The sequence below is a fragment of the Mycobacterium sp. genome, from assembly GCF_035499775.1.
In the GTDB taxonomy this organism is placed as follows: domain Bacteria; phylum Actinomycetota; class Actinomycetes; order Mycobacteriales; family Mycobacteriaceae; genus Mycobacterium.
In genome coordinates, this window is record NZ_DATJYB010000249.1 from 1 (window position 1) to 11,351 (window position 11,351).

Genomic DNA, 11,351 nt, shown 5'->3' on the forward strand with positions numbered 1-11,351 from the left:
CATCAACGACCGCACGACGAGTGTGTCGAAGAGCAGTCCCAGGCCGATGGTCGTGCCGACCTGACCGATTACCGTCAGCTCGCTGACCGCCATTGTCATCATCGTGAAGGCGAACACCAGTCCCGCCGACGTGACGACCGAGCCGGTACCGCCCATGGACCGGATGATACCGGTGTTCAAGCCGGCGTGGATCTCCTCCTTGAACCGGGACACCAGCAGCAGGTTGTAGTCCGCGCCGACCGCCAGCAGGATGATCACCGACATCGCCAGCACCATCCAGTGCAGTTCGATGCCGATCAGATGCTGCCAGATCAGCACCGAAAGCCCGAAAGACGCTCCCAGCGAAAGCAGTACGGTGCCCACGATCACCGCCGAGGCCACCACGCTGCGCGTGATGATCAGCATGATGATGAAAATCAGGCACATGGAGGCGATTCCGGCGATGAGCAGGTCGTAGTTGCTGCCGTCCTGCATGTCCTTGAAGGTGGCCGCAGTGCCGCCGAGGTAGATCCTGGAGCCCTCCAGCGGTGTGCCCTTGAGTGACTCGTAGGTGGCCTTCTTGATCCCGTCGATATGCGAAATGCCTTCCGGCGACATCGGATCACCGTCGTGGCTGATGATGAAGCGCACGGCGTGGCCGTCGGGGGAGATGAAGTTCTTCATGCCGCGCTTGAACTCAGGATTGTCGAAAGTCTCCGGCGGCAGGTAGAACGAGTCGTCGTTCTTGGACGCGTCGAATGCCTTGCCCATGGCGGCGGAGTCGCGCTGTGCCCGCTCCTGCTGTTCCAGCATCCCCTTCTGGGTCGAATACATGGTCAGCATCATGGTTTTCATGTTCTTCATGTTCTGGATCATCTCGGGCATCAGCGCCACCATCTTGGGCATCAGCGTGTCGAGGTGATCCATGATGGGCATCAGGCTCTGGATGTCGTCGGTCATCGTGTCGACGCCGTCGAGGGCGTCGAAGATCGAGCGCAGCGACCAGCACACCGGGATGTCGAAGCAGTGCTTCTCCCAGTAGAAGTAGGCGCGGATAGGCCGGAAGAAGTCGTCGAAATCCGCCATATGGTCCCGCAATTCGGCGACGTCGATAGTCATGGCGTGCATCTTGCCGACCATCACGTGCATGTCGTCGGCCATCTGCTGGGTGATGCTCTGCATCTTGAGCATGCTGTCGATGGTCGTCTGCATCTCATCGGACTGCTTCAGCATGTCGGCGATCTGGTCTTCTTGGTATTTCTGCGTCATCTGCTGGCTGACGCCTTGCATGCTGATCTGGAACGGAATCGACGTGTGCTCGATCGGCGTGCCCTCCGGGCGCGTGATGGCCTGCACGCGGCTGATTCCGGGTACCCGGAAGATGGATTTGGCGATCTTGTCGATGACCAGGAAGTCCGCGGAATTGCGCAAATCGTGGTCGCTTTCGATCATCAGCAGCTCGGGGTTCATCCGGGCTTTGGAGAAGTGCCGGTCGGCGGCCGCGTACCCGGCGTTGGCCGGCAAGTCGTCGGGCAGATAGTTGCGGTCGTTGTAGTTGGTGCGGTACCCGGGCAGCGTCAGCAGGCCGACGAGGGCGATCCCGATCGTCATGACCAGGATCGGGCCGGGCCAGCGGACGACGGCGGCACCGATCTTGCGCCAGCCGCGAATTCGCTGCGCGCGCTTGGGTTCCAGTGTCTGGCGGAAGCGCGACGCGACCGATATCACCGCGGGGCCAAGCGTCAGGGCGGCGAACACCACCACGACCATGCCGATGGCCAGCGGGATACCCAGTGTCTGGAAATAGGGCAGGTTGGTGAAGTGCAGGCAGAACGTCGCGCCGGCGATGGTCAGGCCCGAGCCCAGCACGACGTGTGCCGTGCCGTGAAACATGGTGTAGTAGGCGTCTTCTCGAGATTCGCCGACCCCTCTGGCTTCCTGATATCGGCCGATCAGGAAGATCGCGTAGTCGGTGGCGGCCGCGATCGCCAGGGTGACCAACAGGTTGGTGGCGAACGTGGAGAGCCCGATGATCTGGTGGTAGCCCAGGAAGGCGACCACGCCGCGGGCGGCGGCCAACTCGAACACCACCATCACCAACGTGATCAGCACCGTGACGATCGACCGGTAGACCAGCAGCAGCATCGCGATGATCACCACGAAGGTCGCGCCTTCGATCAGTTGCAGGCTGCGGTCACCGGCCAGGTGCTGGTCGGCTTCCAGTGCAGCGGGCCCGGTGACGTAGGCCTTGACCCCGTTGGGCGGTGTTGCGTCCTTCACGATGGCTTGGACGGCCTCGACCGAGTCGTTGGCCTTTGATTCGCCCAGGTTGCCGACGAGGTAGACCTGGACGTACGCGGCCTTGCCGTCATTGCTCTGCGCACCGGCACCGGTGAGCGGGTCGCTCCAGAAATCCTGCACGTGCTCGACGTGTTTGGTGTCGGCCTCGAGCTTTTTGACGATCTGGTCGTAGAACGCGTGGGCGTCGGCGCCGAGCGGGTTCTGCCCTTCCAGCACGATCATCACCGAGCTGTTGGACTTGTACTCCTTGAACACGTCGCCGACGCGCTTTGTCGCGATTACCGATTGGGCGTCGTCCGGGCTCATCGACACCGAGCGCATCTTCCCGACCTCGTCGAGCTGGGGGACAACGACATTCAGCACCGCGATGAGTGCGATCCAGCCGAGGATGATCGGCACGGCGAACTTCCGGATGAAATGTGGGATCGCCGGGCGCGCCGCGTGCTTGGCAGCGGGGATGGGATCGGTCGGCGCGTCTTGAGTGGGTGCGCTCATGCTGATTTCACCAGGCAGGAGGTCAGGGCGTGCACGCCGTTGGATGTCTTCTCGTCCTTGACTTCGTCGTCGACGGTGATGCGGCAGCCGAGGTAGTCGCCCTCGCTTTGCGCCGAGATGTTGGGAAAGACCGACGGCGCGGTCGTGCTGAGCACCAGCGTCCACGGCAGCGGCGCACCGTCGATGCGTTGCGGTGACGCGCTGAGATCGAGGTAATTCACATTGGCGTGGGTGGCCGAGCCGAAGATCTCGTACTTGACGACCTTCGGTTTGAACGGCTTGGAATCATCCACTCTTGCGCTGGTCAGGGCGTCCGCCTGCTCGGCGACGAAAAACGACTTGACCCGGTGCACGGTGAAGCCGCCGATCGCCATCACTGCCACGATCAGCAGCGGTAACCAGGCATTACGCACAATCCGTGCCATCTGGACCTACGTGATCCCTTCCCGGCTGGGCAGCGCCGACGTGCTGTGCTGGTACGAGTTGCGTTGCACCACCGAGCTGCGTTGCACCACGGAGTTGTGTTGCACCACAGAGTGTTCGAACTTCAGGTGCGCGGACGGCGCCCGGTGCAGCCCGGTCGGGGCCGGCGCGACACGGATGCACGCTTCGCGGTGCCGAGGCGTCGTCGAGTACCGCCGCCGGAACATGAGTACATGATCTGCATTTTTTGCAGTTTATGCAACTTTATGTGTTTCCGGTCACGCCATCACTTCGTGAAGATGCTGTTGACCAGCGCGGCTGCGCGCTCTACGTAGGGCATCGGCGTGTCGTCGGCATCCTCCGGGCTGCCACGGGACCAGCGTTCAATCCCCGAACGTATGGCCGTCAGAGCCAACGCCGCGATCAACGCCGGTATTTCAGCGTCGGAGCGCATGCCCTGGCGTCGGGCAACGATGACGGTCAGATGACTCTGAAACCGCTCCAACTCGGCCAGGAAAGCGGCCAACACCGCGGGGGTGGTTTTCGCCAGGTCAAGCATGCACTCGGCCTGCTCTCGTTGCGGGGGCAGGTCACGCAGATGGTGTGCCGCCAGGGTGATCAGCTCCGCCAGCACCGCGGAATACGGGGCGGGTCCGGCGGCGACGAACTCTTCGGCCAGCTCGGCCGGTAGGTCTGACGGCCCGTAGGCGATCGCGGCCTCTTTGTTCGGAAAGTAGTTGAAGAATGTGCGGGTCGAAATTCCCGCCTCGACGCAGATGTCCTCGATGGTCACCTTGTCCCAGCCGCGTTGCTGTGCCAGGTGCACCGCGGCGCCGCGGATATCCGCGCTGGTCTGGCGGCGACGGCGCTCGCGAAGACCGATCTGATTCGCCATAACACTCATGGTTGCACGTAGTGCACGCTTTGCTGACCAAGTCGCCTGAGGCCGAGGTCAGCGGGACGTGGGCCGGGTGGAGCTTGAAACCGCGACCAACAGGCCATGAATCTCCATCCGGCATACGACCACGCGAAACGGTTGTTGCTCGAACCGCGCGGATATGCGGGACTCGAATTACGGGCCGGGCGCAGCATCGGTGAGACGCTCAGCCTCGCCGGACAAAAATGCCACGAGATCCGCGAATCGCAACGGATTCTCCTCGCCGTTGAGGCAATTTCTCAAGACCCGCAATATTTGCTCGGCGTGTTCGGGATAAAACTCGGCAAATTGCTCATAACAAAGATAAAGGTCGCGGGTGAAGCGATTGCTTCGGTCCATGGTCACCTCGAACCCGGAACGCACGATCCTGCGCGAAAACCATTGGCGCACAGCCTGTTCCTCGCCGTTTCTGCGGCCCTCTTCCAACCACTCCGGCAGCTGCGAGAATTCGTCTGAGAGCATAAACACATGAGTGACCAGCTCGGCGCCGATGCGGAATGGCTCGATATCCCGTGTCAAGTCATCCCCGGCGAGACACAGAGATTGCGTCTTGAGCAGCATATGAAAATAAGGACGTTGCTGCGGAGGGTAGACCTTTTCGAACGTAGCGTGATCCAGCCGGAAGAGTTCGAACTCCCTCACGAACGGGAACTTCGTTTGCAGGAGCTGCTCGAGGGCGGCATCCTCAGGGTCGAAGGTGGCGTCGGCTAAGTAAATGAAGTCGGCATCGGAAACGTTTTCAATTGCCAATCCGCGAGGGATCGAGCCGCGCAGATAGACCGAACGGACACCAGGTCGATGCATCAACGCATCACTCACGAACGAAACAACCGGTTTCCAAGGGGCGCCGACATGCTCGATCGCGACGTCAGGCCTGACATACCCGAGCTCGTCGACGCCGATGAAGCGGCCGATGCGTTGTGGCGCAATCACGGCATCCCGCCTACCCGCGTAACAAGAACCCCAGCACAGTGCTTTCGAACGCCGCTTTGGCCTCGATCATGGCCCAGTGCCCGCATTTGGGGAACACGTGCAGTTCCGCATTGGGGATGGTGCGCATCGGGATGAGCGCCATGTCGGGCGGGCTCACCCGGTCGTCGCGGCCCCACGTCAGCAGGGTGGGGGCGGCTACCTTGTGCATGATCGCCCACGGCATCGGCGTGTCTGCGGCCTCCATCGCCGCCGTCATCGCGGCGAACGCCGCCTTGCTGTACATGCGGCGTGCGGCGGCCAGAGTCGCTGGATCGGTGGCCAGTTTCCAGCGTTCTTCGATCAATTCGTCGGTGACCAGGGACTGGTCGTACACCATCGATTTGAGCCAGTCGACGAGTCGCTGCCGAGTGGGGTCCTCGGTGAATTCCTGCAGCAGCCGGATGCCCTCGCTGGGGCTGGGACTGAAGACGTTGGTGCCGATCCCGCCGATGGTCACCAGCTGCTCGATACGGTCCGGTTTGCGGATCGCGAAGTTGATGCCGACGCCGCCGCCCATCGAGTTGCCGACGATGCTGACCCGGTCCACGCCGAGCGCGTCCAGGAAAGGCACCACGGCGCGTTGCGCGGTGACCATCGGGTGGCCCCCGAAGTCGTCGCTGACGCCGAAGCCGGGGAATTCCAGAACCAGGCAACGGAAGTGCTCGGCGAACGCCGGCAGGATGCCGCGGAAGTTGCGCCAGCCGGTGACACCGGGGCCAGAGCCGTGCAGGAACAGCAACACCGGGGCGTCCCCGGAGTCGGGGCCGCAGTCGTAGTAGCGCAAAAGACCCGCCGGAGTGGTGATTTCGCGGAGGTCATGTTCGGTGACGGCGTTGGGTGCAGAAGTGTCGGCCACGGATGTCACCCTGCCATGCCGGTCGCGGCGAACTCAGCCGGTGTCCGCATGGCGGGACAGGAAATCTAGGACGGCCTGGGCGAAGATGTCGTTGCGGTCGCCGGCGACCATGTGACCCGCGCCGCGGACGTCGACGAACTCGACCTGGGGGAATCGCGAAAGGAACTGGTCAGCACGTTCCTGGCTGACGAGGTCGCTCACCTGGCCTCGCACCAAGAGCATGGGCACGCCGTCGCGCAGGATCGACTCGACAGCGGTGTGCATGCGATCGGTGTCGGTCACCTCGACCGGGGGGAAAGGCGAAGTGCCGCTGATGAATTTCGGGTCCCAATGCCAGTACCAGCGATCACCGCGGCGGCGCAGGTTGGTGCGCAGGCCGTCGAGATCGCTGGGGCGGGGGCGATGCGGGTTGTATTCGGCGATCATATCGGCGACTTCGTCGAGTGAGTCGAACCCTGAGGCCACCCGGTCCGCCATGAACCGGTGAATCCTGCTCGCCCCGGACGGGTCCATGTTGGGCACGATGTCCACCAGGACGACCGCGCTGGCGATCCCGGGCGAAAGCTCACCCGCCAGCAGCATCGAGGTGAAACCACCCAGCGAGGCGCCGACCAGCACGGGTTGCCGCGGTAGCCGGCGCAGCACTTCCTGGACGTCGCCGGCGAAGCTGACCACGCGGTAGTCGCCGTCGCTGGACCAGTCGGATTCGCCGTGGCCACGCATGTCGACGGTGATCGCCTGCCAGCCATGCTCGGCCACGGCGGCGGCGGCTCTGCCCCACGAGCGACGGGTCTGTCCGCCCCCGTGCAGGAACACCACGGCGCGCGCCGCGGGATCGCCGAGACGATCAGCGACGATGCGGACGCCGTCGGGCGCGTAGGTGGAGAACAGCTCGGGTGTGGTTGTCACTGCTGGGATCGTATGCGGTGCCCGGCCGATGATCGGTCGCGGCCTTACAGCAAGTTGAACAAGTTGAAGATGCCCGACTGACCGTCATTCGTGTTGAACAAACCCGAAGCCGGGGAGCCGGCATTCGATAGGCCCGATTCTCCTTGGCCCCGGTTGAGCAGACCGGATACCTGGTCGCCGGCGTTTCCGATCCCCGCACTGAAGTTTCCGGTGTTTGCCAGGCCCGAGCCGTTGCCGCCGGAATTGCCGATCCCCGAGCCTGCGGCGCCGGAGTTGAAGAATCCGGAGTTGCCGCTGGTGTTTCCGAAGCCGGAGCTGGAGCCGGCACCGGTGTATGCGCTGGCGATCGTCGTATTGAGGTTGCCGGAGTTCCACAGGCCGGTGTTGGTATTGCCCGAGTTGTAGGCGCCTGAGTTCACGTCGCCCGAGTTCCACAGGCCGGTATTGGTATTGCCGGAGTTCCACAGGCCGCTGTTGTAGTCGCCAGAGTTGTAGGCACCCGTGTTGGTATTGCCGGAGTTCCACAGGCCGGTGTTGTAGTCGCCGGCGTTGTAGGCGCCGGTATTGGCGTCCCCGGCATTCCAGGCGCCGGTGTTGAAGCTGCCGGCGTTGTAGAGACCGGTGCTTGACCCGCCCGAGTTGGCGTAGCCCAGGTTGCCGGCGCCGGAGTTGAACAGGCCGAAGTTGTGGTTGCCGGTGTTCCCGATTCCCCAGTTTCCGGTGCCGGAGTTGAAGAAGCCGATGTTATCGGTGCCCGAGTTTCCGATGCCGATGTTTCCGCTGCCGGAGTTCAGCGGGCCGATACCCACCTTGTTGTCGCCGGTAAGCCCGATGCCGATGTTGTGATTGCCGGTATTCCCAAAGCCGATGTTGTTGCTGCCCGTGTTCCCGGCGCCGATATTGCCGTTGCCGGATCCACCGCCAGGACCTGAGTTTCCGACGCCGAAGTTGCCGGTGCCGATGTTTCCGCTGCCGATGTTTCCGCTGCCGATGTTGCCGTCGCCGTAGTTGGTGTTTCCGTTGTTCCCGTTGCCGATATTTCCGTTCCCGATGTTTCCGCTGCCGGAATTCGTGTCGCCGTAATTTCCGGCGCCGGTGTTAAGGCTGCCGTGGTTACCGCCACCCGTGTTGAAGCTGCCGTAGTTTCCGGCACCCGTGTTGGTGTTGCCGTGGTTTCCGTTGCCGAGATTCGCGGTGCCGTAGTTTCCATTGCCGACGTTGAAGTCGCCGTGGTTGCCGCTGCCGCCGATGTTGACGTTGCCGGTGTTTCCGCCGGCCAGTGTCAAGGTGGGGGTGATCGGCAGGCCGCCCAGCAAGGGGTTGGGGGTGAAGGAGATCTTGACAGCCAGGTTGAGGATGCCGGTGTTGCCCAGGCCGACGTTGAGGTAGCCGTTGTTGCCGATGCCCGCGTTGAGGATGCCGGTGTTGTTCAGGCCCAGGTTGAGAATGCCGTTGTTGCCGACACCCAAGTTCAACTTGCTCAGCAGGTCCGGCAAGGACGGCAACGCCGACGCCGCCGACGAGGCCCCGGCGTGGTAGCCCACCATGGCCGCCGCGTCCTGCGCCCACATCGCCTCGTAGCAGGCCTCGCTTGCCGCGATCGCTGGAGCGTTCTGGCCGAACAGGTTTGCCGAGACCAGCCTCTGCACCTGGGTGCGGTTGGCCGCGACCGCCGCCGGGTGGACGACGGCCGCCTGCGCCGCCTCGAAGACCGACGCCACCGCCTGGGCCTGCGCTGACATCGCCTGGGCGCCGGTCGCCGCGGCCGTTAGCCACCCCAGGTAGGGAGCGGACGCGTTGACCATTGCCCGCGCCGCAGCACCCTGCCAGGCCGCACCCGTCAGCCCCGAGGTCACCGAGCCGAATGAGGCTGCCGCCGAAGACAATTCAGCGGCCAACTGGTCCCAGGCCGCCGACGCTGCCAGCATCGGAGCCGATCCGGCGCCGGAAAACAGCCGAGCAGAAGTGATCTCCGGTGGCAACAGCGAAAAATTCATCACCGACGTCCTTTCGTTGGCCCGGCTTTGTCAGCCCAGCCGGCGCGGCCACATGTCACCGTTATCACGAACGACATGCGCCCCTGTCACCAACGACACCTGAGGACAATCCAGCACCCTACGACAATCCGGTTCGAATATCGCGGCTTCCCCCGAAATTGTTTCACACTCATAAATAACGCTGTCGTTGCTTAATTGTGCGTAAAAGAATGGCGAATCCTGACCGGCGTGGCCGTCGGCGCGGTATTAGCGCCGTCAGGCGGAGTTGCCGTCGCGAACGCCGGCATCGGTGCGCACTGCTGCCGCGCGCCGGGTCGCCCCAGAAGGAATTCTTGGACCCCGCCGGATCACGGCGCGATGGGCCGGTTCGTCCACTCCCGATCGGCTCGGCGCGGCGAGCGGAACCAACCGCCGGCGGCGCCGGTTCCGCCGTCGGTCGGGATGGTGTGGCCGGTGACGAACCCGGACAGGTCCGAAGCCAGGAACAGGATCACCCGGGCCTGGTCGTCGGGGACCCCCATCCGTCCGACCGGCACCCATTGCGGCCACTGTTGCTGTTCGGCGGCGGACAACCACTGCGAGTAGGGGACCTGCAGCGATTCGGTGACGTCCGGGCCGATCGCGTTGACCCGCACACCGTCGCGGCCGACCTGGACCGCGAGGCTGCGGGTGAAGTGCACGACGGCGGCTTTGAAAGCGGCGTAGACCGGGTCCTCCGGATAGCCGCGCAGCCCTTCGAGGGAGGAGACGTTGACGATGGTGCCGGCGTGTTGGCTGACCATTGCCGGCAGGAACGCGTGGGTGACGAGGAAGACGTGGTGCAAATTCACCCGGTACAGCTCGTCCCACAGCTGCGGGTCGGTGTCGACGAAGTTGCCCGGGTGCCGCAGCCAGTGGCCCACGTTGTTCACCAACACGTCCACCCGGCCGTAGCGGTCCAGCACGGTCTGCGCCAAGGCGCTGACCTGGTCGGCGTCGCGGACATCCACCGCCACGGCCGATCCGCCGATCTCGTCGGCGACGGCCTGCCCGCGCTCGGCGTCGATCTCGGCGACGACCACGCGGGCGCCGTGCCCCGCGAACAGTCGCGCCGTCGCCGCACCGATGCCGCCACCGCCGCCCGTCACCACCGCGACCTTGTCGGCCAGTAGCTCGCCCGTTTTCCCCTGCGCCACGCTCATATCTTGGGCGGCGACCGGCGCGAGCGCCCGCATTTGTACGGCAAAACGCCGGGCGGGTACATTTGCGGCCGCTCGAGCGGCGGTAGCAAGCCCGGTGCGCATGCTCACAGGTGACCGATGGCGAAATCCGCGGCCTGACCGACCATGCCGTTGAACGGATACGCACCGTGTGCGCGGTTGGGCGGTCCGCCGGGAGCACCATCGCAGATGTTGTCGCCCGGCGCGCACAATTCGATGGTCTTGCCGCCGAACTGCGGCCCGATGACAACCGGCGGGTTGCCGAACGTGCGCATCCAGTTCGGCGACGGTTTCCCGAAAAGCGCGACCGCGGCGACGTGGTTTGCCGCATCCGGCGATACGCCGCCCGACGTCATGTCACCGGTCAGGGCAGCACCCTGGGAGTAGCCGCCGACCACCATCCTGGTGTTGGGGCAGTTGGTCGTCATGAATTGGATATGGCCGCTTTCGTCGCCGATCCCGTCCTGAAAGGTTTGGCGGAAACCGGGATTGCCGAAGTCGCCGCTGGCCGGGTAATTGACGCCATACACCCCGACCGATCTCCCGCCGGCCCGCCCGCGCACGGCATTGACGAATGCGCCCCCGACACCCCCGACACCCGGTGGCTCGCCGGTGCCGCGGGCGAAAATCACCTCGACGTCGGGGCACGCCTGCGCGGACGCGACCTGGGCAGGCCCGCTCAGCAGCGGCGCCGCGGCCGTCACCAGCACAGCAAGGACGCGTCGGCGAGATTTGGTGCTCACCGGCCGTCCCCATCACCGCGCAGGCGCACTAGGCGCGTCGTGCTGCTCTCGTCGAGCTCGACGATGTCGCTGCGGGAGCGCAGGAAGTCGCTGAACGACTTGAAGCCCAGCGACTTCTCGCTGAACGACGGGTTCATCCGCTTCATTTGCGCCTTGACCACCGAGTTGTGCAGCCAGTCGTCGTCGTCCTTTTCGTGGCTGATCCGAAGTGCGCGCTCGAGCAGCCCCGTCGCGGCGGCTTGCGGGTCAGGCTGGTCAGTTGAGGCCTCGTCGTCCAGCTCCGAGGTGCTCGCGTGGCGACCACGCTTCTTGGGCTGGCGCGCCGGCGCGCCGGTGGTGGGGATCCCGGGCAGCGTGTCGTAGGTGACGAACTCGTCGCACGCGGCGGCGAGCGACTGGCTGCTGGAGCCGGCTATCCCGATGCCGACGACATAGCGGCCGAGGCGTTTGCAGCGCTGGGCCAGAGCGATGTAGTCGGAGTCGCCCCCGACGATCACCACATGCGTCAGGTCGGGCAGCCGGAACATGTCCTCGACCGCG

At 64.4% G+C, this 11,351-nt stretch carries 11 protein-coding genes; all 11 read right to left on the bottom strand.

Annotated elements, in window-relative coordinates; all coding sequences use genetic code 11:
• Nucleotides 1–2,775 (bottom strand): MMPL family transporter (locus tag VML93_RS16430; protein WP_325612219.1); only part of this gene is annotated, 2,775 nt, incomplete at its 3' end.
• Entirely contained in the window at nucleotides 2,772–3,200 is a 429-nt protein-coding gene (locus VML93_RS16435) for an MmpS family transport accessory protein (RefSeq protein ID WP_325612221.1), read from the bottom strand. The genes VML93_RS16430 and VML93_RS16435, both read right to left, overlap by 4 nt.
• A 6-nt stretch (nucleotides 3,201–3,206) precedes the next feature.
• Nucleotides 3,207–3,425 carry a hypothetical protein gene (locus VML93_RS16440; protein ID WP_325612222.1) on the bottom strand — a complete coding sequence of 73 codons (219 nt, stop codon included), beginning with the start codon at nucleotides 3,423–3,425 and terminating at the stop codon, nucleotides 3,207–3,209.
• A 59-nt stretch (nucleotides 3,426–3,484) separates the two neighbouring features.
• Nucleotides 3,485–4,093 (bottom strand): TetR/AcrR family transcriptional regulator, encoded by a 609-nt coding sequence (locus VML93_RS16445; protein ID WP_325612224.1) that lies wholly within the window; start codon nucleotides 4,091–4,093, stop codon nucleotides 3,485–3,487.
• A 177-nt stretch (nucleotides 4,094–4,270) separates the two neighbouring features.
• Nucleotides 4,271–5,068: a hypothetical protein gene (locus tag VML93_RS16450; protein WP_325612225.1), complete on the bottom strand. Its 798-nt coding sequence runs from the start codon at nucleotides 5,066–5,068 to the stop codon at nucleotides 4,271–4,273.
• 10 nt (nucleotides 5,069–5,078) lie between these two features.
• On the bottom strand, nucleotides 5,079–5,972 hold the full coding sequence (locus tag VML93_RS16455; RefSeq protein ID WP_414686378.1) for an alpha/beta fold hydrolase: 894 nt from the start codon (nucleotides 5,970–5,972) through the stop codon (nucleotides 5,079–5,081).
• 24 nt (nucleotides 5,973–5,996) lie between these two features.
• Nucleotides 5,997–6,872: an alpha/beta hydrolase gene (locus tag VML93_RS16460; RefSeq protein ID WP_325612228.1), complete on the bottom strand. Its 876-nt coding sequence runs from the start codon at nucleotides 6,870–6,872 to the stop codon at nucleotides 5,997–5,999.
• A gap of 44 nt (nucleotides 6,873–6,916) precedes the next feature.
• The gene (locus tag VML93_RS16465; RefSeq protein ID WP_325612230.1) at nucleotides 6,917–8,869 is read right to left on the bottom strand and encodes a PPE family protein; all 1,953 of its coding nucleotides are present in this window, start codon (nucleotides 8,867–8,869) and stop codon (nucleotides 6,917–6,919) included.
• A gap of 347 nt (nucleotides 8,870–9,216) precedes the next feature.
• The gene (locus VML93_RS16470) at nucleotides 9,217–10,050 is read right to left on the bottom strand and encodes an SDR family oxidoreductase (RefSeq protein WP_325612233.1); all 834 of its coding nucleotides are present in this window, start codon (nucleotides 10,048–10,050) and stop codon (nucleotides 9,217–9,219) included.
• A 104-nt stretch (nucleotides 10,051–10,154) separates the two neighbouring features.
• Complete coding sequence (locus tag VML93_RS16475; RefSeq protein ID WP_414686379.1) at nucleotides 10,155–10,811, bottom strand: cutinase family protein; 657 nt, start codon at nucleotides 10,809–10,811, stop codon at nucleotides 10,155–10,157.
• Nucleotides 10,808–11,351, bottom strand: a 544-nt coding sequence (locus VML93_RS16480) for an NYN domain-containing protein (protein WP_325612232.1), incomplete at its 5' end; no start/stop codon positions are given. The genes VML93_RS16480 and VML93_RS16475, both read right to left, overlap by 4 nt.